Annotated in this window: 21 protein-coding genes and 1 riboswitch; of the genes, 10 read left to right on the top strand and 11 right to left on the bottom strand. The window is 63.5% G+C overall.

Annotated features, from left to right (window positions below):
• Positions 1-35: 35 nt before the first annotated feature.
• Positions 36-1,271: a flagellar hook-associated protein FlgL gene (gene flgL / locus AC1DEL_RS14020; protein WP_092295805.1), complete on the top strand. Its 1,236-nt coding sequence runs from the start codon at positions 36-38 to the stop codon at positions 1,269-1,271.
• A 69-nt stretch (positions 1,272-1,340) separates the two neighbouring features.
• Here flgL and AC1DEL_RS14015 read toward each other — a convergent pair whose 3' ends face one another.
• From AC1DEL_RS14015 to msuE, 6 genes are all read right to left on the bottom strand, one after another.
• Complete coding sequence (locus tag AC1DEL_RS14015) at positions 1,341-1,520, bottom strand: hypothetical protein (protein ID WP_477125337.1); 180 nt, start codon at positions 1,518-1,520, stop codon at positions 1,341-1,343.
• Positions 1,521-1,585: 65 nt separating this feature from the next.
• Positions 1,586-2,353 (bottom strand): type I methionyl aminopeptidase, encoded by a 768-nt coding sequence (gene map, locus AC1DEL_RS14010; protein WP_477125338.1) that lies wholly within the window; start codon positions 2,351-2,353, stop codon positions 1,586-1,588.
• A complete protein-coding gene (locus tag AC1DEL_RS14005; protein ID WP_092295796.1) occupies positions 2,350-2,559 on the bottom strand; it encodes a ParD-like family protein in 210 nt (69 codons plus the stop codon). The genes map and AC1DEL_RS14005 overlap by 4 nt, the downstream gene beginning before the upstream one ends.
• Before the next feature lie 128 nt (positions 2,560-2,687).
• A complete protein-coding gene (locus AC1DEL_RS14000; RefSeq protein WP_092295793.1) occupies positions 2,688-3,713 on the bottom strand; it encodes a methionine synthase in 1,026 nt (341 codons plus the stop codon).
• Between the two features lie 89 nt (positions 3,714-3,802).
• Positions 3,803-4,786 carry a DUF1852 domain-containing protein gene (locus AC1DEL_RS13995; RefSeq protein WP_441592634.1) on the bottom strand — a complete coding sequence of 328 codons (984 nt, stop codon included), beginning with the start codon at positions 4,784-4,786 and terminating at the stop codon, positions 3,803-3,805.
• 43 nt (positions 4,787-4,829) lie between these two features.
• Positions 4,830-5,411, bottom strand: coding sequence for an FMN reductase (gene msuE, locus AC1DEL_RS13990; protein ID WP_092295787.1), 582 nt, complete (start codon positions 5,409-5,411; stop codon positions 4,830-4,832).
• Between the two features lie 224 nt (positions 5,412-5,635).
• Positions 5,636-5,886, top strand: a riboswitch (cobalamin riboswitch).
• Positions 5,887-6,102: 216 nt separating this feature from the next.
• On the opposite strand from msuE, the gene AC1DEL_RS13985 reads away from it, so the two are divergent.
• The 3 genes from AC1DEL_RS13985 to cobW are packed head-to-tail and all read left to right on the top strand — an operon-like array spanning position 6,103 to position 10,702.
• Positions 6,103-8,130: a TonB-dependent receptor gene (locus tag AC1DEL_RS13985; protein ID WP_477125339.1), complete on the top strand. Its 2,028-nt coding sequence runs from the start codon at positions 6,103-6,105 to the stop codon at positions 8,128-8,130.
• 10 nt (positions 8,131-8,140) lie between these two features.
• Positions 8,141-9,589, top strand: coding sequence for a PepSY domain-containing protein (locus tag AC1DEL_RS13980; protein WP_092295781.1), 1,449 nt, complete (start codon positions 8,141-8,143; stop codon positions 9,587-9,589).
• Between the two features lie 48 nt (positions 9,590-9,637).
• Positions 9,638-10,702: a cobalamin biosynthesis protein CobW gene (gene cobW / locus AC1DEL_RS13975; protein ID WP_092295778.1), complete on the top strand. Its 1,065-nt coding sequence runs from the start codon at positions 9,638-9,640 to the stop codon at positions 10,700-10,702.
• A 102-nt stretch (positions 10,703-10,804) separates the two neighbouring features.
• Here the strand turns inward: cobW and AC1DEL_RS13970 are convergent, their stop codons facing one another.
• From AC1DEL_RS13970 to AC1DEL_RS13960, 3 genes are all read right to left on the bottom strand, one after another.
• Positions 10,805-11,704 carry a LysR family transcriptional regulator gene (locus AC1DEL_RS13970; protein ID WP_477125340.1) on the bottom strand — a complete coding sequence of 300 codons (900 nt, stop codon included), beginning with the start codon at positions 11,702-11,704 and terminating at the stop codon, positions 10,805-10,807.
• Between the two features lie 253 nt (positions 11,705-11,957).
• On the bottom strand, positions 11,958-12,695 hold the full coding sequence (locus AC1DEL_RS13965; RefSeq protein ID WP_092295772.1) for a CbtA family protein: 738 nt from the start codon (positions 12,693-12,695) through the stop codon (positions 11,958-11,960).
• Between the two features lie 12 nt (positions 12,696-12,707).
• Entirely contained in the window at positions 12,708-12,920 is a 213-nt protein-coding gene (locus tag AC1DEL_RS13960) for a CbtB domain-containing protein (RefSeq protein WP_441592629.1), read from the bottom strand.
• A gap of 187 nt (positions 12,921-13,107) precedes the next feature.
• Between AC1DEL_RS13960 and AC1DEL_RS13955 the strand changes: the two genes are divergently transcribed.
• The gene (locus AC1DEL_RS13955; RefSeq protein WP_477105334.1) at positions 13,108-13,683 is read left to right on the top strand and encodes a histidine phosphatase family protein; all 576 of its coding nucleotides are present in this window, start codon (positions 13,108-13,110) and stop codon (positions 13,681-13,683) included.
• On the opposite strand, the gene AC1DEL_RS13950 is transcribed toward AC1DEL_RS13955, so the two are convergent.
• Both AC1DEL_RS13950 and AC1DEL_RS13945 read right to left on the bottom strand, forming a co-directional pair.
• The gene (locus AC1DEL_RS13950; RefSeq protein WP_092295763.1) at positions 13,674-15,179 is read right to left on the bottom strand and encodes a DASS family sodium-coupled anion symporter; all 1,506 of its coding nucleotides are present in this window, start codon (positions 15,177-15,179) and stop codon (positions 13,674-13,676) included. The two genes, AC1DEL_RS13955 and AC1DEL_RS13950, sit on opposite strands and share 10 nt — an antisense overlap.
• A 143-nt stretch (positions 15,180-15,322) precedes the next feature.
• A complete protein-coding gene (locus tag AC1DEL_RS13945) occupies positions 15,323-16,267 on the bottom strand; it encodes a lactate/malate family dehydrogenase (RefSeq protein ID WP_441592626.1) in 945 nt (314 codons plus the stop codon).
• A 190-nt stretch (positions 16,268-16,457) separates the two neighbouring features.
• Between AC1DEL_RS13945 and AC1DEL_RS13940 the strand changes: the two genes are divergently transcribed.
• The 5 genes from AC1DEL_RS13940 (at position 16,458) to AC1DEL_RS13920 (ending at position 22,743) form a co-directional block, all read left to right on the top strand.
• Positions 16,458-17,096, top strand: coding sequence for a 4Fe-4S dicluster domain-containing protein (locus tag AC1DEL_RS13940; protein WP_477125422.1), 639 nt, complete (start codon positions 16,458-16,460; stop codon positions 17,094-17,096).
• 14 nt (positions 17,097-17,110) lie between these two features.
• Positions 17,111-18,760, top strand: a complete 1,650-nt coding sequence (locus AC1DEL_RS13935) for an FAD-binding protein (protein ID WP_477125341.1) — start codon at positions 17,111-17,113, stop codon at positions 18,758-18,760.
• A 19-nt stretch (positions 18,761-18,779) separates the two neighbouring features.
• Positions 18,780-20,024, top strand: coding sequence for a complex I 51 kDa subunit family protein (locus AC1DEL_RS13930; protein ID WP_477125342.1), 1,245 nt, complete (start codon positions 18,780-18,782; stop codon positions 20,022-20,024).
• Between the two features lie 64 nt (positions 20,025-20,088).
• Complete coding sequence (locus AC1DEL_RS13925; protein ID WP_092296221.1) at positions 20,089-21,117, top strand: hypothetical protein; 1,029 nt, start codon at positions 20,089-20,091, stop codon at positions 21,115-21,117.
• A 135-nt stretch (positions 21,118-21,252) separates the two neighbouring features.
• Positions 21,253-22,743 carry a DUF1254 domain-containing protein gene (locus tag AC1DEL_RS13920; RefSeq protein ID WP_477125343.1) on the top strand — a complete coding sequence of 497 codons (1,491 nt, stop codon included), beginning with the start codon at positions 21,253-21,255 and terminating at the stop codon, positions 22,741-22,743.
• Positions 22,744-22,766 lie beyond the last annotated feature (23 nt).

Raw genomic sequence — 22,766 nt, 5'->3', positions numbered from 1 at the left:
GCCAACGATCTCAACGGATACGAAGGAATCTCGCCATGCGCGTCGCAACCTCTACCCTGTACCATCAGGGCCTGGCCTCGATGAACGGCCAGCAATCGGCCCTGCTGCACGTGCAGCAGCAGCTCGGCACCGGCCGCCGCATCCTGACGCCGTCCGACGACCCCGTGGCCGCCACGCGCGCCCTGGGCGTGTCGCAGTCCGGTGCAGTGAACACGCAGTACACCACGTCGCGCAGGCAGGCCACGGCCTCCCTCGGCCTGGAAGACAACACGCTGGCCACCGTCACCACGACGATCCAGAACATCCAGACCATGCTGGTGAACGCCGGTAACGGCACGCTGAGCGACAACGACCGCGCGTCGCTGGCCACTGCGCTGCAAGGCCAGTTCGACCAGCTGATGGGCCTGGCCAACGCCGACGACGGCAACGGCAACTACATCTTCGCCGGCCTGCAGTCGGGCACCGTGCCGTTCTCGCTCAACGCGGCGGGCGGTGCGATGTACCAGGGCGACACCGGCCACCAGCTGCTGCAGGTGGATGCCGCGCGCCAGATGGAAGCGGGCAACAACGGTTCGGAAGTGTTCATGAGCGTCACCGGCAACGCGGGCTACGTGCTCAAGGGCAATTCGGCCAATACCGGCACGGGCACCTACAGCGCGATCTCGGTCACGGACCCGACCGACCCGCTGTACGGCCACTCGCTGACGCTGACGTTCCAGACCGACGCCGGCACGGGCAAGATGCAGTACAGCATCATGGACACCACCACCGGCACCGCCGTGGGCACCCCGACGGACTACTCTGAAAACGTGGCCATCAAGGTGGCAGGCGTGTCGTTCTCGGTGAAGGGCGTCCCGGCAGACGGCGACACCATGACCGCCAAGCCGGCGCAGCAGGCCGGCGCGGACGTGTTCGCAAACCTGAAGGCCGTGATCGACGCGCTGAAGGCCCCGATCAACACCGGCCTGAACCAGGAAGCGGCGAACGCCAACCTGCAGAACGTGATCGCCACGGGCATCCGCCAGTTCAGCAACTCCCTGGACAACGTGCTGACGGTGCGCTCGTCGGTGGGCTCGCGCCTGAATGAAGTCGACGCGCTGGACACCATCGGCGAGAACCGCGCGCTGTCCAACGCGCAGACCCTGTCGGGCCTGCAGGACCTGGACTACGCGGCCGCCATCAGCGAGTTCTATCAGCGCCAGACCGCGCTGCAAGGCGCGCAGCAGTCGTTCATGCAGATCCAGGGGATGAACCTGTTCAAGTTTCTGTAAGTGGGAGCCGGGCCGCTAGTCGGCCCGGTGGAAAGCGCTTCGTTGAAAGCCAGCCATCGGCTGGCTTTTTCATTTTCCCTTGTCTTTGGTCATGCGGGCCACCAGATGCCGGACCAGATGCATCGGCCCCAGCAGCTTCGATCCTAGCATCGCGTCGATGTCGGATCGGGCGGGCTCCAGGAACGGCTTGAATACCAGTGAGGCGGCTGTCGTGACCAGGTGATCGATCTTGGGGATGGCGCGAGCCAAGGCTTCGACTTCGGACTCGACCCCAATATCGACACGATGCGTGGTAACCCCTGCCTCAACACGGGTCAGTTCGGCATTCTTTCATCCGCGCGTAGCGTCAGAACCCGGACGCCGTGTCGAGTTACGGCGACTGTGTGCTCGAACTGTGCGGACAGCTTTCCGTCACCCGTCACCACAGTCCAGCCGTCGGCTTCCGTATGAACCGCATGCCGCCCCTGATTGATCATCGGCTCGATGGTGAACACCATGCCTTCTCGCAGCACCAGACCCGTGTTCGGCTTTCCCCAATGCAGGACCTCTGGGGGCTCGTGCATTTCTCGACCGATGCCGTGCCCGCAGTATTCCCGCACGACTGAGTAGCCATTGCGGCGAGCATGTCGCTCAATGGCATACCCCACATCACCTAGTCTCGCGCCTGGGCGGACGGCTTTGATTCCTTTCCACATCGCTTCATACGTTACGCGCACGAGTTGTTTGGCAAGCGGAGAGACTTCGCCGACCAGATACGTCTTACTGGAATCCGCAATGTAGCCATTGTTCTCCAGCGTGATATCGAAATTCACTATGTCGCCGTCCTGGAGGACCTCCGCGGGGGACGGAACGCCGTGGCAAACGACGTGGTTACGGGAGGCATTGAGGGCGTAGGCGTACCCGTACTGCCCTTTGCTGGCTGGGCGCGCGTGGAGTTCGTCGACAATGAAGTGGTCCACCAGATCGTTGACCTGCATGGTGGACATGCCGATCAGATTCAGGCGATCCAGGCGAGAAAAAACCTCTGCCAATAGCCTGCCCGATTCGGCCATCAGGGCAATTTCCCCAGGTTCCTTGGTCACGAAGCCACCTTCAAGCTTTGCGCAACAACACCCGCAGCCCGCAGTTCGCGAGTGACGATCTCATTGAAGCTTTGCGTGGGATTCATTTCGCACAGCATGCCAATCTTCATCCAGAACGCTGCCTGAGCGTTGATAGACCGACATGACACGCCGCTTGCCTTGCGCAACTGATCATGCAACTCGCCATCGATGTTCACGATGCCCATAGTGCCATCCATATATGAAACATATACGAATCATATAGGCAATCGCGCCGGCGATGCAAGCCCTGTGTCGCTCCACTCCTGGTCAGCCCAACAGAATCCGCGGCCAAGATCGGACGACCATGTGGGCGTCACGCCGTGGTGAGCCGCTCCTTTGCCAGCCTCGTGCCTGCTGCCAGCGCCTCCAGCTTGCGCCACGCCACATCCCGACCCATCGGCGCCAGGCCGCAATTCGTGCACGGGAACAGCCGCTCCTTCGGCACGAACTCCAGCGCCCGGCCGATGGTGTCAGCCACTTCCTCGGGTGTCTCGACCACGTCGCTGGCCACATCGATCACGCCGACCAGCACGTCCTTACCGGCCAGCAGCCCCATCAGGTCGGGCGGCACATGGGAGTGGATGCATTCCAGGCTCACCTGGTCGATGCAGCTGCGGGCCAGCGCGGGGAACACCGTCTCATACTGGCGCCATTGGTCGCCCAGGGTGCTCTTCCAGTCCGTATTGGCCTTGATGCCGTAGCCGTAGCAGATATGCACCGCCGTCGTACAGGTCAAGCCCTGCGCCGCGCGCTCGAGCGCCTGCACGCCCCAGTCGGCGGCATCCTTCATGTAGACATTGAAGGCGGGCTCGTCGAACTGGATGATGTCTACGCCGTCGGCCTGAAGCGCCAGGGCCTCCTGGTTGAGCAACTCGGCGAAGGCGAAGGCCATCTTGACCTTGTCGCCGTAGAAGCGGTCCGCCACGGTGTCGACGATGGTCATCGGGCCGGGCAGGGTGAACTTCAGTTTCTTCTTCGTGTGTGCGCGCGCCAGCTGTGCTTCGAAAGCATGCACGCGGCCCTTCAGGCGCAGGGCCGAAACCACCTGCGGCACCATCGCGTCGTAGCGGTTGTCGCGGATGCCCATCTTCACCTTGTGCTCGAAGTCGATGCCCTCGACCTGCTCGAGAAAGCCGTGCACGAAGTGCTGTCGCGATTGCTCGCCGTCGCACACGATGTCCAGGCCTGCGTCTTCCTGGGCCTTGATCCACAGTAACGTCGCGTCGGCCTTGGCCTGGCGAAGCGCGTCGCCTTCAGCCTTCCACTGAGGCCAGAGTTTGTTTGTTTCAGCCAGCCAGCCTGGCTTCGGCAGGCTGCCGGCGATGGAGGTTTCAAACATCTGAGGATTCCTTTCAAGCAACGATGGGTGTGGCAAGCATACTTCGGGACCGTTTTTCCCGATCAGCCACGGGACGGCGTGTTATGGGGTCAGAGCGCGAAATTGGCAGACCATTGATCAAGGACGTTCTTGTACGGCTTGATGAAGTTCTCCTCCGCAAATTTCCCCTGCTGGACAGCCAGCTGGCTGCGTTCTTCCCGGTCATAGACAATCTGCGTCAACGAGTAATCCTGGTTCTTCAGGCTCGGTTGATAGCGTTTCCCTGCTGCAGAATTGGCGTTGTAAATCTCGGGGCGATAAATCTTCTGAAAGGTTTCCATTGTGCTGATGGTGCCGATCAACTCGAGATCTGTGTAGTCGCCCAGAAGATCGCCGAAAAAGTAGAAAGCCAAGGGTGCAACGCCATTCGGAGGCATGAAGAAACGAACCTGCATCCCCATCTTTGCGAAGTATCGGTCGGTCGAGGACAGTTCATTCTGTTGATACTCGACCCCAAGTACGGGGTGCTGGTTTCCGGTCCGCTGATAGGTCTTGCTGGTCGATGCGCTTATGGAGATGACAGGCGGCTTGTGGAAGCGCTCCTTGTAAGTGCGCGAGGCAACAAACTGCTTGAACAGCTTTCCATGCAAGTCACCAAAATCGTCTGGCGTGCGGAATTCCGCTCGATCAACGTTGTACCTTGGAAGCAAGACGCTGAAGTCGTAATCGCGTACGTAGGAGGAGAAGTTATTCCCCACGATGCCGTCGATGCGTTTGTGCGTTTTCTTGTCGAGAATGCAGGTTTTCAGTATCTCGATCAACGGAAATGCATCGTTGCCGCGCTTGGCGTCGACACTCATCTCCACGGAGATGATCTCGAGCTCGACAGCGTAGCGATCTCCGGTCGGATTGTCCCAATGCGCCAGGTCATTGAAGCGATTGTCAATCATCCTCAACGTGTTGCGCAGATTCTGTTGCCTACTCTTTCCCCGGGCCAGGTTGGCAAAATTGGTGGTTACGCGCGTACTGTCCGATGGCTGATAGTTTTCATCGAAAAGAATGCTCTTGAGGCTAAAGGCAAGTTCTTTGTTCATTGCGATCCAGTGACCTAATTTTTGAGAGAAGTCGATTCTTGTTTCAGGCCACAACCACTTCCTCGGCCAGAGCGGGCCTTGCGTGGTGCGTCAGTTCGACCAACGGCAGTGCCCGTTGGATCGCCAGCCTGGCCCGCTCGATGAGGGCCTGGTTCTGCAGGCGGTAGTCGACGAAATCCTTGTCGGTCGCGTAGACACCCAGCGGCAATGTGCGCGCCTGGAAGAAGCTGAACAGCGGCCGCAACTGGTGGTCGATCACCAGGGCATGGCGCTCGCTGCCACCGGTGGCAGCCAACAACACAGGCTTGTCGATCAAGGCGTCCTGATGAATGAAGTCGAAGAAGTGCTTGAACAGTCCGGTGTAGGAGCCGCGGAACACCGGTGTTGCCACCACCAGGACGTCAGCTTGCTCAACCGCCGCAAGTTCCCGCTCCACCGTGTCGGGCAAGTGGGTGCGCCAGACCGCACCGGCAAGCCGCGGTGCGAGCTGACCCAGTTCAACCAAGCGCTGTTCGCACGGAAGTTCGTCTGCGATCAGGTCTAGCAGGTGCTCTGCCAGGGCTGCAGACTTGGAGGGGCGTTGTAGCCCGCCGGAAACCGCTACTAGACGGAGTGGACGTGTCATTTTTGCTTTCATCTGTTGCGAGGCTCACGCGACATGCCAATCGTATGGATGTGCATCGATGAAGTAAAATGGCTTTATTTCAACAATCCATGAGCAGTAGTCATGTGAGTTATCGGGCGCACCCGCCGGGTCATCCCGCTCTCACGCCTCCGTGCTCCCCAGATCAGCATGTGCGCTTTGTAACCGTCCGTTACGGGTAGAATGCGCACCGCGGCACGTCCCCTGTGCCGCCCGTGATTGCAGGTGCCCGCGATGCTCGTGGGTTAAACGGGAAACAGGTACGTCGCCGAGCCGCGACCAAGCCTGTGCTGCCCCCGCAACGGTAAGCAGGTTCGGGAACTGTCATGTCGATCCATCGGATCGGCGGCCACTGCGCGATTGTCATCGTTGTCATCGCGTGGGAAGGCGACGGATTCCCGGGAGCGCACGCTCCCCGCCTGTCAGCCCGGATACCGGCCTGTTGTCATCATCGAAATCTTTCGCACGGACGGGGTCGTCCGGCTTCACGATGACATACAACTTGTTCGCGCATTCCGCTGGCCGCCCGCGCTCGGCCCAGATTTCGTCACGCCCTGCGCGTGGGCGTCGACCGCGCGTGCTGGCCGCATCACTTGGTGCCGTGGCCGGCCTTAATCTTCCCTGTGCTTTCGCACAGGAAACCTCCGAACAGAAGGACACGTCACTGCCGCCCGTGGTCGTCAGTGAGGCCGTCTATCCCGGCCTGGCGCTCTCGAAACCCGAATACACGGGCAGCCGCATGGGCCTGACGCCGCTCGAGACGCCGGCCAGCGTCGAAGTCATCAGCGGCGAGACCATCCGCGCGCGGGGCGACCAGAGCGTGCGCGAGGCCGTGACCCGGGCAACCGGCATCACCGGCAATCCGTCGCCGGGCAACGGCGGCACCTCGCTGACCGCGCGCGGCTTCGCCGGGCAGGGCTCGGTCATGCAGCTGCTGGACGGCACGCGCATGTACGTGGCCTCCGGTACGGTGACCTTTCCGTTCGATACGTGGTCGGTAGACCGCATCGAGGTCCTGCGCGGCCCCGCATCGGTCATGTATGGCGAAGGGGCGATCGGCGGCGTGGTCAATGTGGTGCAGAAGAAGCCGATCCGAGGCCCGATCGAGAACGAACTCCAGATCACGGGCGGCACCGAGAAGACCGCGCGCGTGGCCTTCGACAGTGGCGGCAAGGTCAACGACAACCTGTCGTACCGCTTCGCCACGGCCTACAACCGGACGGCTGGCTGGGTGGATCGGGGCGATGCCAACAACCTGATGGTGTCGGCGTCCGTGCGGCTGGACGTGAATCCGGAATTCAACCTGACGCTGTCCTATGACGACGGCACCCAGCATCCGCAGCAATACCTCGGCACGCCGCTGGTCAACGGCAGCCTGGACCGCTCGCTGCGCAAGAAGAACTACAACGTTGGCGATGCCGAGATCAGCTATCGCGACCGCTGGACGCGCCTGAACGCCGAATGGACGCCGAACGACCGCGTCACCGTGCGCAACCAGTTCTACTACCTGACCAGCCACCGTCACTGGCGCGACAGCGAGACCTACACCTATCTGCCGGCCACCTCGCAGGTGCGCCGCGGGGACTACCTGGAAATCCTGCACGACCAGGAGCAGGTGGGCAACCGCGCCGACATGACGGTGCGCAGCAAGCTGTTCGGGCTCGATAACACCACGACGGTGGGCTTCGACGTCAACAAGGTCAACTTCACCCACTCGAACAACTCGCCCTATGGCGGCACCTCCACCGTACCGGCGCGTGATTTCGATCCGGGCCTGTTCTTCAGCCCGCCGGGCGTCGTTACCTCGCCGCGCTTCCGCAGCAACACCACGCAGTACGCGCTGTTCGGTGAGCACCGTATCGCCTTCACGCCGCAGTGGTCGGTCATCGGCGGGGTGCGCTTCGACCATGCCGACCTGACGCGCACCGACCTCGTGGCCGGCTCGGCCTGGGACAAGACCTTCGCCAACACCACGTGGCGCGTGGGCACCGTCTACCAGTTCACCCCGAGCCTGGCCGTCTACGCCCAGTACGCCACCGCGACCGATCCGCTCGGCGCGCTGATCACCACGTCCGACGCGCAGCGCAACTTCAACCTCGCCACCGGCAAGCAGGTGGAAGTGGGCATGAAGCAGGCGTTCTGGGGCAATCGCGGCGAATGGACCTTCGCGGCGTACGAGATCCGCAAGAACGACCTGCTTTCGCGCGATCCGGTCAATCCGACCATCACCCAGCAGGTGGGCGAGCAGTCGTCGCGCGGGCTGGAAGCCTCGGCGAGCGTGGAAGTGCTGCGCGGTCTGCGCCTCGACGTCAACGGCACCGTGCTGCGCGCGCGCTATGACGACTTCAACGAGTCGGTCGGCGGGGTGCTGGTCTCCCGGGGCGGCAACGTGCCGACGAGCGTGCCGCAACAGGCCGCCAACGCGTGGCTGACGTGGAACTTCATCCCGCAATGGACCTTCGGCGCGGGCCTGCGCTATGTCGGCGGACGTTACGCGGACACGGCCAACCGCGTGCGCGTGCCGAGCTATACGACGGTGGATACGGCGCTGTCGTGGCGTGTCTCGAAGCAGGCGGCGCTGACGCTGCGCGTCTACAACCTGTTCAACAAGGACTACGCCGAATCGGTCTCGAACGGGGGCCAGCAATGGCTGCTGGGGCGTCCGCGTTCGGCGGAGTTGTCGGCCAACTTCTACTTCTGAGGCCCGGGCGATGTGGCGCAAGATCCGGCGCTGGCTGTACCTGATCCATCGCTGGATGGGCATCGCCGGCTGCCTGTTGATCGCGATGTGGTTCGGCTCGGGGCTGGTGATGATGTACGTCGGCTTTCCCGCGCTGACCGATGCCGAGCGGCTGGCCAGCCTGCCGCCGCTCGATGTGCGTGCCGTGGCCACGACGCCCGATGCGGCGATGGCGGCGGCGGGGCTGTCCAGCTTTCCACGCAGCCTGCGGCTTGAGATGGCGGGCAGCCTGCCCGTCTATCGCATGGTTGATGGCAAGGGTCAGCCCCATACCGTGGCGGCCACCGATGGCCGCGTCATCGAGCGCGTCGATGCAGCCACGGCGCAGGCCACTGCCCAGCAGTTCACCGGCAAGCCTGCGCGCTGGATCGAGACCGCCGAACGAGACCAGTGGACCGTGCCGAATGGCCTCAACGCGTGGCGTCCGCTGCATCGCATCGCCATCGATGACGGACACGGCACCGAGCTGTACATCTCGGCGAAGACCGGCGAGATCATGCGCGATACCGATCGCGCGGAGCGGTTCTGGAACTGGCTCGGCTCGGTGCCGCACTGGCTGTATTTCACGCCGATCCGCAAGGACCCGCCGCTGTGGCGGCAGGTGGTGCTGTGGACGTCCGGGCCCTGCGTGGTGGTGGCCATCACGGGAATCTGGATTGGCTGGCTGCGGCTACGCGTGCGGCGGCGCTTTGCGCACGGCAGCATGGCGGGCGTCTCGCCGTACCACGGCTGGATGGCCTGGCATCACATGGCCGGGCTCGTCGGCGCGCTGTTCCTGCTGTTCTGGCTGATCTCGGGATGGCTCTCCGTCAATCCTAACCAGTGGTTCAACGGGCGCAGCTTCGACGGCGCGGCCCTGCAGCGCTACGCGGGGCATGCCGGGGCCTCGTTCCCCGCGCCGGACTGGCGTGCCACGCTGGCAGACCGCAGTGCGCGCGAGGTCCGTATGGTGTGGGTCGGCAGCACGCCCATGTTGCAGGTGGCCGCCGGCAAGGGCGTTGTCACGGTGCTCGATCCGGGCAGTGGTGCGCCAGTGCGCTGGGACCCGGGCATGCTCTCGCGTATCGCCGGCACCCTGATGCCGGACGCTAAAGTCGTGGCCAGCGTCATGCAGGCCGAGGCCGACACCTACTGGTACAGTCACCACAACGCGCGCAGGCTGCCCGTGTTGCGCGTGACCTTCGACGACGCCGACAACACCTGGGCCTATGTCGATCCCTCGACGGGTCAGGTCATCGGCCGCAGTGACGACAGCCGCCGTCTCTATCGCTGGCTGTTCAACGCCGTACACAGCTATGACTTCGTTTCGCTCACGCAGCATCGCCCGTCATGGGATGTGGTGGTGTGGGTGCTGTCGCTGGTGGGTCTGGTGATGTCCGTCAGCGGGGTGGTCGTGGGCTGGCGGCGGTTGCGCCGCTGATTCTCGCCACCCCTTTCCATTTTCAACTTTCAAGCATCAGGTGATTCCATGCAAACCGCAAAAATTCCCGCCACGATCGTCACGGGCTTCCTGGGCAGCGGCAAGACCACCTTGCTGCGCCATATCCTCGAGAATGCCAACGGGCGCCGTATCGCTGTCATCGTCAACGAATTTGGCGAGCTGGGCATCGACGGGGAAATCCTGAAGGGCTGCGGCATTGGCTGCGACGAGCAGGGCGAGCCCACCGGCCAACTCTATGAACTGGCCAACGGCTGCCTGTGCTGCACCGTGCAGGAAGAGTTCTTCCCGGTCATGGAACAACTGCTCGAGCGCCGCGACCAGATCGATCACGTGCTGATCGAGACTTCGGGTCTGGCGCTGCCGAAGCCGCTGGTGCAGGCATTCCACTGGCCGAGCATCCGCAACGCGTTCACGGTGGATTCGGTGGTCACGGTGGTGGATGGCCCCGCCGCCGCCGCCGGCCAGTTCGCCGCGAATCCGGTGGCGGTAGACGCGCAGCGCCGCGCCGATCCGAACCTCGATCACGAGTCGCCGCTGCACGAGCTGTTCGAAGACCAGCTCGCCAGCGCGGATCTGGTCATCCTGAACAAGACCGACCTGATGGATGCCGCCCAGATTGCCGCAGTGGAGGCGCTGGTACGGCCCGAGATTCCGGCCGAAGTGAAGATCGTGCCGGCGCAGGCGGGGTCGCTCGATGTGAACAGCCTGCTGGGACTGAACCGCGCGTCGGAAGAGACGATCCACCAGCGCGTTGATCATCATGGCAGCGCGGACGACGCCGACCACGCCGATCATCATCACGATGAATTCGATTCGGTGGTGGTGGAGGCTGGCACCGTTGACCGCGAGGCATTGGTTGGCGCGCTCCAGAAGCTGGTGGCCGACCACACGATCTATCGCGTCAAGGGTTTCGCCGAACTCCCGGGCAAGGCAATGCGACTGGTGCTGCACGGCGTGGGGCAACGATTCGACAGCTACTTCGACCGTGCCTGGCGTGCTGACGAAGCGCGGGGCACGCGCGTGGTGCTGATCGGCCAGGAACTGGATGGCGCCGCGTTGCAAGCCGCGCTGGATCAGGCGCTGGCCGGCTGAATCAGAAAACGCTGTATTCCGATGTGGGCGGAAGTTGGGTGCTTTCACGCGTGCCGGGTCGGTGACGCGCTGCGATACGCGCGCCTGATGGCGTTACGTCGTTCAGTTGGGGGCGAGGTCCGCTGAACGGCGGGCCAGTTCGATGAAGGCTTGTACGTAATCGATCTCGATGTCGCTTTCCCGCGCGCCAAGGAAGATCTGCTTGGCGACGCCATGTGGGCCCAGCCGTACCGCCGTGACATCCATCTTTTCCGCATATTCGGCCACCAGCCAGCGCGGCAGGGCCGCGATGCCACGCCCGCTGGCCACCATCTGCATCATGATGTCCGTGGTCTCGATGGTCTTGTGGCGCTTGGGCGTGACGCCCGCCGGCTGCAGGAACAGGTTGTAGATGTCCAGGCGATCGGTGGCCACGGGATAGGTGATCAGCACTTCGTTCGTCAGCGCGTCGGCGTCTACGTGGGGCAAGCCGGCGAGCCGGTGGCCGCGATTGATGACCAGCACCTGCTCGTAGTCGAACACCGGCTCGAAATGCAGGCCGGGCTTGTAGAGTGGATCCGGCGTTACCAGCATGTCGATCTCATACCCGTACAGCGCGCCGATACCGCCGAACTGGAACTTCTGCTTGACGTCGACATCCACGTCCGGCCATGTCGATAGGTAGGGCGAGACGATCTTGAGCAGCCACTGATAGCAGGGATGGCACTCCATGCCTATCCGCAGCGTGCCGCGCTCGCCCTGCGCAAACTGGTGGACCCGTTCTTCGGCCAGATCGAGCTGGGGCAGCACGCGGTTGGCCACCGCCAGCAGGTAGGAGCCCGCCTGGGTCAGCCGCAGACTGCGGCCTTCCCGCAGCCAGATGTCGGTACCCAACTGCAACTCGAGCTTTTTCATTGCATGGCTCAGTGCCGACTGCGTCAGGCACAGCACCGAAGCGGCCGCTGTCAGGGAGCCCTCACGGTCCACTTCCCGGATGATTGCCAGGTGAATGCGTTCAAGCATGATTGAGATTCATGTATTTTTGAATAACGATCATTTTACTTCATTGATTGGCCTTCCTACAATCGGACATCGACGATCTCCTCCGTGATCCAGATCGACGATGAGTTGCTCGACGCGTTCGACGACTTCAAGTATCCGAACGAGATCGGGCTGCGAAGACGCTGCGCGCGCAATAGTCGGCAAGGCTGTCGCGGCCCAAAACAAACATCCCCGCCACGGCGGGGATGTTTGTTTTGGGCTCGGCTATCAGACGTCAGGCATGCCTGACGCCGCGTCGCTCCTCCAGCCGCCGGTGTGCCAGCGTGGCAAACAGCAGACCAAGACCTGCCCAGAGCGTGGCCTGGATACCGAAGGCGGCCATCCTGAAGCGCCACAGCAGGACGGCTGAGAATTCGTCGGGGATCTCGTTGACTTCCGGCAGCAACCCTTGCGCCAGCAGCGCGATGACCACATAGATGGCCGCCGCGCCCAGCGTGGCGTGCCAGGTGCCGTGGCTCGCCGCAAGCTTGCGGGCAACGATGACCGCAATCACCATCGCCGCCAACGACAGGGCGATCATGGTGAAGAACAAGGCGGTGCGAAGGCCGATCGTCGAAGGATCGCCGATGGCCGGCGGATTCGGTGGGTATTTGATAAACGGCACCAGCACGGTCGCGATGTAGCCAAGCAGCGCCATCAGCACGGACGTCGGGCGCGCGCCCAGCTTGCCAATCCGGCCGTAGACAAAGGCGAACGTCAGCGCAAACAGGCCACCTACCGCGCTGCCGAACACCGCCAGCCCGACAAACAGCCCGAGCCCGGCCTGTACGTCACGGCTGACCAGTTCGGGCATCTCATGCTGGTGGCTACCGCCCATTGCCTGCTCCATCCGCGCTTCGTACGCGATGGCGCCCTCCACCTCCGGTTCTCCAACGACCTTGGCAACACCGAATGCCAGCAGGCTCGCCAGGAACCCCGCGATCATGCCGCGGACCAGAAGACTTCTCACCATGGCGGCGCGTCCTCAGTGACAGGGAAAGCCGAGCAGGTGACGTCCGTCGTGCACAAACTCATGCACATACATCGTATTGAAGATGGCGGCGGCACCTTCCTCCACGCCGACGAAGTAGATCGCCAGCAGCAGGAGCATGCTGCCAAAGATGGCCCAGGGCAGCAGTTCGGGAACCGGGATGGATACCGGCTCGATGGCCGGCGAAAGGGTGGCGCTTGCGTGCATGGCAGATCTCCTTGAGGATGACGCGTCCCGTAACGGATGGATGAGGCGTTGAGGAGGTCTGACTTGGCAGCCTGCTTCGTCGAAACGACGCTTCAGATTGCGATACAGTGGCGCGACCGTGCCGGATTCCAACCGGCTTCTCCCCAGCGCATATGCGTGCATTCTAATCGACTGGACGACCTGACACGTGACAACCCGCCTGACATTGCTCTGCGTACCGGCCACGGCAGCCCTGCGCGCCGGGCGGTTTCCGGCCGACGAATCCCTGGATCCCGGACAGGCCGACGACGTGGCCCGGCTCGCCACCGCGCTCGGGGCGCCAGACCAGGTGCTCAGCAGCCCGGCACGCTGCGCACGGGAGGCCGCCATGGCGCTGGGCCATTCGCCGATCATCGAACCCGCGCTGGGGGAGGTCGACTACGGCAGATGGTTGGGGCGCTCGCTCAAGGAAATCGGCATTGCGGAACCTGCCGCACTGTCTGCCTGGTTGTCCGATCCGGACATGGTCGCGCACGGCGGGGAATCCCTGTCCGCGTTTTGCGAACGTGTGCGGCGGTGGATGGGGCCCTATGCCAGCCCCGCCTCGCACACGCTGGTCGTCACGCATGCGAGCGTCATCAAGGCCATCGTCCTCCATGCATTGGAGGCGCCGGTGAGGACCTACTGGCAAATCGACGTTGCGCCTTTGTCCACACTGACGCTGTCAAGACAGCAAGATCGATGGCGATTGTCTTTGGGTGAATCGCTGCGGTTTCACCAGTAGCCAAGCACCTTCCACCAGACGGTGCCGACCACCGCGAAGATCAGCAGTTCGACCACGCACATCACAAAGCCAACGCGCCACCAGTTCCCCATCGTGACGTAGCCACTGCCGAAGATGATTGGCGAGGTGCCCGTCGCATAGTGGGTCAGCGTCATCATGATCGCCGAGCCGGCCGCCATCAGCAGCATGAACGGCACCACATACGCGGGCGGTATCAGATTCACGCCGACCGTCAGGAAGGCGAGCATCATCGCGCTGATGTGTGCCGTCGTGCTGGCGAACAGGTAGTGCGAGAACACGAAGACCGCTACCAGGATCGCGGCCGTGCCGCCCCAACCGATGCCGCTGGCCACGATCGCGTTGCTCATGCCGGTTGAGAACCAGCCGATCACACCCTGCTTGTTCAGTTGCTCGGCCAGCATGATCAGCGCGCCGAACCATATCAGCGTGTCCCAGGCGCTCTTTTCGGACAGTACATCGTCCCAGTCGATGGTGCCCGTAATGATCAGCACGAACAGGCCGACGAAGGCGACCACCGTGGGGTCCAGCGTGAGCGCCGGGCCGAACACCATCGCCGGAATGTTGGCCCACAACAGCAGCAGGAGCGCGAAGGTGAAGATCATGACCCGTTCCTTCGGCGACACCGGGCCCATCTTCGCCATTTCGGCGTGCGCATACTCCACCGCATTGGGTGTGGCCTTGAGCTGCGGCGGCGACAAGACATAGATCACCATCGGCATCACCAGCATGCATAGCAGGCCGGGCAGCAGCATGCAGAGCGCCCAGCTCATCCAGCTCAGATGCAGTGCCTGATTGGTTGCCTTGGCGATGTAGTCCACCACTAGCGGGTTCGGTGCGGTGGCGGTCACGAACATGGCCGAGGAGATCGGGTTGGCGTGATAGTTGACCAACGCCAGGTAGGTGCCGACCTTGCCCTCGGTGCCCTTGGCCGGGTCCGAGTCGAATGCCGTGGCGATCGACTTCATGATCGGATGCACGATGCCGCCACCGCGCGCCGTATTGCTTGGCGTGAACGGCGCCAGCACCAGTTCGCAGGTGGCCAGCCCATAGCCGATGCCGATCGTGCGTTTCCCCATCAGGGCGATGAACATCAGGCCGATACGGGTGCCCAGGCCCGTCTTCTTCACGCCGCGGGAGATCAGGATGGCGACCACGATCAACCAGATCAGCGGACTGTCGAAGGCGGTCAGCGCATCGGCGATGGCCCCCTTGGACGAGGTCGAGGTCACCTGCGACAGCGAGAGGACCACGATGGCCATCATCGCCATCACGCCGATCGGCATGACCTTCAGGATGATCGCCACGATGGTTGTCAGGAAGATGGCAACCAGACCCCAGGCCTTGGGCGTGAGCCCCTCTGGCACAGGCCACAGCAGCAGGGTGACCAGCACCACCGTCGTGATCAGGGCGGGGCCGAGTCTAAAGGGGACTACGCTGTTGAAGTATTGGAACGCCGCTTTCAGTTTTGTAAGCATGGTGCGATCCTTCCCAGTCGTCTTTGCTTATGGTTTATATGACTTTTTCGGCAGAAGTGCCAGCGTGACGCCGACGCCGCCAAGCTGAGTGGAAGCCGTCAGGATCTGACATCGAACGGATTTGTCCGAAGCGTGCAATGCCCCTACCGGTGGCGCACGCTGTCGGTGGCCTCCTTGACGATGCGCGCACTGCGCTGCAGGGCTTCGCGCTCGGTGGGGTCCAGTTCCGGATAAGCCAGTAACTGCGCGCCACTGCCATTGACCACCATCGGCAGCGACAGACATACCTCCGGTACGCCTTCGACTTCCGCATGCACAATGCCGACCGTGAGAATGAGGTCCGTGTCGTGGACGATGGCCTGGCAAATTCGCCCGATCGCACTGGCGATGCCGTAATGCGTGGCGCCCTTGCCTTCCTTGATGAGCTTGGCAGCCTCGTGCACGGAGCGCAGGATCAGATCCCGGCTGGCAGGCCCAAGCTCCTTGCCGCTCTTCGCCAGGAACGTTTCCAGGGGCATGCCGGAGACCGTTGCGCCGGACCAGCCGATCAGCGCGGATTCCCCGTGTTCGCCGAGAACGTGGGCGTGAATCGCAGGCGCCACGATGCCCAGTCGCTCGGAGAGCAGCGACCGCAACCGGCCGGTGTCGAGCGAGGTGCCCGTGCTGATGACGCGCTCCGGCGCGCAGCGGAGGCGGTCAAACACGACGGCGGCCAACACATCGCAGGGATTGCTCGCGATGAGGTAGATCGCATCCGGGGCCAGCGGGGCGATGCGATCGACGATCTCCGTCGCGATGCCTGCATTGGTTTTGGCCAGGTCCAGGCGAGTTTGCCCTGGCTTCACGCCGACGCCGGCGGTGATCACGACGAGGTCCGCGTCGCGCGCGTTCTCGTAATCGCCGGCATAGAAGCGGTTGTGTCCCCAGAATGCCGCAGCGTGGGCGAGGTCCATCGCCTGCCCTTCGGCCCGGACGCGTGCGACATCGATGATGACGATTTCCGCGCTCGGGATGGCCCCCGACGCAAACAGGGCCGCCGATCCGCCAACCAGTCCTGCTCCGACGATGACGATCTTGGGTTGCCGCATGGCGTACCTCCGTCGTGCCTGGAGAATCGAGCCTGAACCTGGGCCGGTTTCGCGCTACATCAGCGGAAAGTGAAGTGAAGGCCGCGTGGCAGTTCGTGAGCCTTTCATATGCTATGGTTTATATGACCTTTTCGATAGAAGCGCCAGTGTGGCGTTGGCGCCGCGAACGACGGAGTGCAACCCGATGGGACTGGTACGCTTGAGCATCGACGGCCATCAGGTCCAGGCGCCGGCCAACTGCTCCATCCTGCAGGCCTTCCTCTACGCAGGCGAGACGCTGGTCGAGGGCGTTGGCTGCATGGGGCAGGGGGTCTGCGGTTCGTGCCGCGTCATGGTGCGGCACAGCGGCGAGCAGGAGGTGAAGACGGCCCTCGGATGCGAGACGCTGGTCGAAGCGGGCATGCAGGTGGCCTTCCTGGATTACTTCACCGTCTCGTCTCGCCACAGGTATCGCCTGGACGAAATCGGCGACAGCTGGCAGGCGCTGCGCACCCTCTCTGAAATATTCCCGGAAGCCTCCCATTGTCGTCACTGCAGCGGCTGCGATCGCGCCTGCCCGAAGGGTCTCGACGTCCAGCGCGGCGTCAATCTCGCCGTGGCGGGCGAACTGGCTGAGTCGAGCGATGTCTTCGACGAGTGTGTCATGTGCAACCTCTGCACGCTGGCCTGCCCCGAGCATATCCGGCCCAACCATCTCGGCCTGTTCGTGCGGCGGATGATCGCGTCACAGTCGCTGCGTCCGGCGAACCTGATGCGCCGGCTGCAGCAGATCGAGCGCGGCGAAATGAAGATCGATTTCGACGCGCCTGGCGCGCAGCTGCCACGCTGATCGGAACCACAACGATGCCCGCTGGCATTCCCTTCGAAGACGCGCGCAAGCGCTACCGGCCCGGTGCGGTACCAACGGTCCGCAGCGACGACACTTCTGTCGACGAGCTTCTCAAGGGCTATCACCCCGACCATGGGCTCAATGCGCGTGTGGCGCTGAGCATCGGCGTGAACCAGGGGGACCCCTGTCAGCCGGATCTCGCACGCTATCTCCAGGCCAATGCGCTGATCGACGATATCGACATCGCCGGCGCGCAAGTGATCAGCACCGACGTCCTGATCATCGGCGGCGGCGGTGGCGGCTGCGCGGCGGCGCTCATTGCAGCAAAGCAAGGCGCGCAGGTGATCCTCGCCACCAAGCTGCGCCTGGGTGACAGCAACACCGTCATGGCCGAAGGCGGGATTCAGGCGGCCGTCGGCGAGGACGACAGTCCCCAGTTGCACTTCGAGGACACCCTGCGCGCCGGACACTTCTGCGGCGAGCCAGAACTCGTGGCGCAGATGGTGATGGATGGCCCCGACGTCATTCGCTGGCTGATCCAGCTTGGCGTGATGTTCGACCTGGAGGAAGGCCGGCCCATGGGCGGCAACCTTCTGCGCAAGAAGCCCGGTGGCGCTTCGGCGGCGCGCATCCTGTCCTATCGGGACTACACCGGCCTGGAGATGACGCGCGTGCTGCGCGAGGCGGTGGACCTCGATCCCGCAGTCGAGGTGTGGAACCGCTGCCCGGCGGTCGAACTGCTGTCCGACGAGCGGGGCCGCTGCGCCGGGGCCGTGATCTATAACCTGGAGTCGCGTACCTATGTGCTGGTGCGCGCGCGTGCCGTGATTCTCGCCACCGGCGGGGCGGGGCGGCTGCACCTGAATGCTTTTCCGACATCCAACCACTACGGCGCCACCGCGGACGGCCTGGTGCTGGCCTATCGGATCGGGGCACACCTGCGCGAACTCGACTCGTTCCAGTATCACCCCACCGGCATCGCCTATCCGGCGCACCTGGCAGGTGGACTCATTTCGGAAGCGGCGCGTTCGGCCGGTGCCAAGCTGATCAATGGCGAGGGCGAGCGCTTCGTGGACGAACTCAAGCCTCGGGACGTCGTGGCCTCGGCGATTCTGCGCGAATGCGCGCAGGGGCGTGGCATAGACCGGGACGGCCAGACCGGCGTCTTCCTCGACACGCCGACGCTGGAAATGGAGAACCCCGGCATTCTGGCCAAGCGCCTCGTGACGCTGCGCCATCTCGCGCGGAAGTGCGGTCACGATGCGGCAGTGGAGCCCTTCCTCGTTTATCCGACCCTCCACTACCAGAACGGAGGCGTGGCGATCGACAAGGACGGTGCCACGAGCGTGCCCGGCCTGTTTTGCGTCGGCGAGGTCACGGGGGGCATTCACGGGCGTAACCGCCTGATGGGAAACGCGCTGCTCGACATCCTGAGCATGGGGCGGCGTGCCGGCGCCAAGGCAGCGGAGTCTGGCGCGGGTGCCATGGCCGGCCGCGCAGGCATCGGCCATGTGCACGCCTGGCAGCGGCAATTGACGCTGGCGGGGCTACCCTTGCATGTCAAGGCACCGCAACTCTTCCCCGGCTATGCCCATTTCGACTTGCGGGTCGATGCAGCGTTGCGCCGGGGCAAGTGGGGCGGCGCGGGCGGCGGCGTCCGATGAGCGACCCACGGAGCGCGCGATGCACAAGCTGAATCAGGTTCTCCTGAGGGACGATATCCGGGTCGGCGCAGACCTGGACGCCTGGCTCGCATGCGGCGGCGGAGAGGGGCTGGCCAAGGCCCTGCGCGATCCGCTCGCCATCCTCGCCGAAATCGAACAAGCGGACCTGCGTGGGATGGGCGGTGCCGGATTCGCGACGCATCGCAAATGGGCACCGGTTGCTGCCGCCGCTGCAGGCGACAAATACATCATCTGCAACGGCAACGAAGACGAGCCCGGTACGTTCAAGGACCGCTATCTGCTGGAGCACACGCCGCACCAGGTCATCGAGGGGGCGCTCATCGCCGCAGCGGCGACCCATGCCAATCATGTCGTGCTGTACGTTAATCCGCATCAACCGTTGGCCCTCAATATGGTGCGGCAGGCGGTGGAGCAGTGGCGGGGGCACGCCCTGTTTGCGGAACTCGTTCGTCTGATTGGCGGCCCGCTGTCGCTTGACGTGATCCCCAGCTCTGGCTTGTATATCGGCGGGGAGGAGACGGCGGTGATCGCGAGTGTCGAGGGCGGATTCCCGTTCCCGAGACGCAAGCCGCCCTTTCCCGCCGAGCACGGCGTGCATGGCTCACCGACGATCGTGAACAACACCGAGACCCTGGCGCACGTACCGGGCATTCTGCGCAACGGTGCGCAGTGGTATCGCGGTCTTGGCATCGGGAATGCTGCCGGAACCAAGCTCTATTCGCTTTCGGGCGACGTCCTGCGTCCTGGCTTGTATGAATTGCCGATGGGCACGCGCCTGGAGGCCCTGGTGTTCGCGCATGGCGGTGGCATGCTCCAGGGCAAGGAGTTCAAGGCGGTCTTTACCGGCGGCCCGTCCAATACCTTGCTGACGAAGCGTGATCTCGATGTGGCACTCGATTTTGACTCCGTGCGTCAACGGCGTTCGCGTCTGGGCACCGGTGCCATGATCGTCGTGTCCGAAGGCACCAGCATCGTCCGCAAGGTCTCCGAGTACGTGAGCTTCTTCGCCCAGGGCTCATGCGGACAGTGTCCGCCCTGCAAGGGTGGCACCTTCCAGATGATGCGATTGCTCGGCCGGATCGACACGGGCCATGGCGTACGTGCCGATCTGGAAGCGCTGGAGAACCTGTGTCGCATCCTGCCCGGCAGCGGCCGTTGCGGTCTGATCGATGGCGCCGTGACGGTGGTGGAAAGCTCGCTGCAACAGTTTCGGGCGGAATACGAGGCGCTTCTGATTGCATGACGGTGTCGGACTCGCAACGGGTAGCGGCTGAAGGTCATATTGCGCGCCTGAACGGAGCATGGTGATGGGCATTCTGAACTGGCGCCGCCGCCGCGGCCCCGATGGGCAGGCGGACAACCGGCGGGAGGTGGCGGAACTGGCCGAGCGCATTACCCGGCTAAGTCCCCGCCTACGGCTATTGCCCCGCTATGCCCGGCGGCTGGCCCCCTCGATCCGCATCGCGCTCGACCACGTACGCGCGGTCGTGGCCGGCATTCCCGCACCACGGGAAGCGAGTCCGGAGACGTGGGGGACGGACCCGTACATCCACGCGTGTTTTGGCACTGGTCAGGACGTCGCACTGGCTTTCAGCCGCGCCGCCGATCTGCGCGACTATTTCGATGCGTCACCTGGCACAGACGAGGCGTTTGCGGTGCTTGGCATGGAAATGGTCGAGCGGCGCACCTTGGGCGTGGCCCTGGAGGGCGACGTCATGCGCTCGGACGTGCTGCAAACCACGGTCAGCTTCAACGATCATCAGATTCGGATATGCGGTGACAGCCACGCCGGGCTGTACAGGGAGATCGAGGCGCGCATGCTGGACCAGCTTGCGCTGCAGGGCCTTGCCAGTGCGGCGGCGGGGGGCATTGGGCGAGATGAGCGCCTGCAGGAGATGGCGTTGCTCAGCGAGCGCTTGCGGCTGCTGGAACGCCAGGGGGTGGGCATGCGTTCGATGCTTGGCGGCGATGTCTCGCCGGACCCCGAGGAACGGGAGCGCCTGCGCGCGCAGATCGCACAGATCGATGCGGCCAACGGCGACACCGCCCTGCCGGCGGGACAAGTCGATGCGCTGGAGCGCCAGATGGAAGGGCTGCAGGCAGCGCTCACCAACGCCGGCGCCTATCTCCTCATCGAGCGCCGGCGCATGCGGCTGAGCCGGATGAATGTGCTTCAACCCGATGACAGCACCGCGCCCGGCGACGACCTGGAATTCCTGACCGCAAGCATTCCAGGCGACCCCCGCCTGGTGAGAACCTTTCTGCTCGTGCGCTTTGCGCGCGCCACGATGTTGTCACGCATGACGCTATTGGAAGAGGCGGAGCGTCTGCTGTAGATCAGCGGACGGCTGTCAAGTGGCCGTTTCAGGCGAAAAGATTCACATCAGCGAACGAAAACATGCAGTACGCGGCACGCCGATGGCCGATAGGATCTTGCGGTAGTCAATCGCCCACAGATCCTAGGAGAAGCGATGCGGCAAGTTATCGGGGTTGCAGTCGCCTTGACGGCCTTCGTTGCCGGACACGCCATAGCGCAGGCAACGCGCTACGATGCCCTGGCGAACCTGCCATTCCACAACGGTTATCCGACGCCGCAGGGCGTTGCCACGCTCCAGGACGAATTGACGTTCCAGCGCGCCGTGCAGTCGTATATCTGGGCGCTGCCTGCCCTCAATATGCTCGGCATGAAGGAAGGCTCCGAGAAGACCTTCGGCAAGGGATATAACGTCCTGCCGATCTGGAAGGACCGCCTGAATGCCAAGACGCTGGTCACCACGCCGAATTCGGATGTGATCTACGCCATGGGCTACCTCGACCTGAAGGAAGACGGCCCGATGGTGATCGACGTGCCGCCCGGACTGCAAGGCATCCTCGACGACTTCTTCCAGCGCCCGATCTGCACCGAGGGGGAAATCGACGGCCGTCAGTGGTGCGGCGATGTGGGGCTGCCCGGGCCGGACAAGGGCAGGGGTGGCAAATACCTTGTGCTCCCGCCTGACTATCGCGGCGAGATTCCGGCTGGCTATATCGTGATGCGGTCGCGCACGTATGGGGTGTTCGTGTTCTGGCGCGGATTTTTCAAGGATCCTCGCCAGCTGGATGCGCCGGTAAAGGTGATGGAGCAGACCCGGATCTATCCGCTGGGCAAGGAGGCTTCCGCCCGGCCCATGCAGTTCCCCAATGCGTCGGGCGTGCCGGTAAACATGCTGTATCCAACGGATGACAAGGCATTCAACATGCTGTCGCGCTTTATCGACAACGAGTATGTCGATCCGGCCGACATGGAGATGCGCGGGATGCTGGCAGCGCTCGGGATCATCAAGGGCAAGCCGTTCGCACCGGACACGCACACGCGCGACCTGCTGGACAAGGCAGCCCGCACTGCCGCCAAGATGGGGCACTCGATCTCGTACGCGCCGCAGCGTGGCGTGCCCAACGGCGTCTGGTACGAAGACCGCCGCTGGCTGAACGTGTTTCCCGGCAACGCCACCTTTACCGCCGAGACCTTCAACTACATCGATCCGCGCACGGGTTTCTTCACCAATGCGTATTCCGCCAGTCCGGGCATGGCTGTGAACATGGTCAACGTGGGTGCGAAATATCCGGCCACCTTTGTCGATGCGAAGGGCAACTTCCTATTCGGCAGCAACCGCTACAAGCTCACGCTGCCCAAGGACGTGCCGGCGGCGCTGTTCTGGTCCGCGACCATCTATGACTCGATCACCGCGTCGGGCGTGGACAACGGCCAACCGTTTCCGTCGATCAACACCATGGACCAGCCGGTACGAAATGCGGACGGATCCACCGATATCTACTTCGGCCCGACGTCGCCAGGCACAGGAAAGAACTGGCTGAAGACCCTGCCGAAGCAGGGCTACTTCGTGATCCTGCGTCTCTACGGCCCTACCCAGCCATTCTTTGACAAGACCTGGCGACCGGGCGACCTGGAAAAGCTGAGGTAGACGGCGCAGCCGCCCACCGTGGT

Source organism: Cupriavidus sp. 10L43_2 (assembly GCF_056395265.1).
The sequence above is the reverse complement of the archived record's forward strand: the minus strand, read 5'-3'. Positions and strand labels throughout refer to the sequence as shown.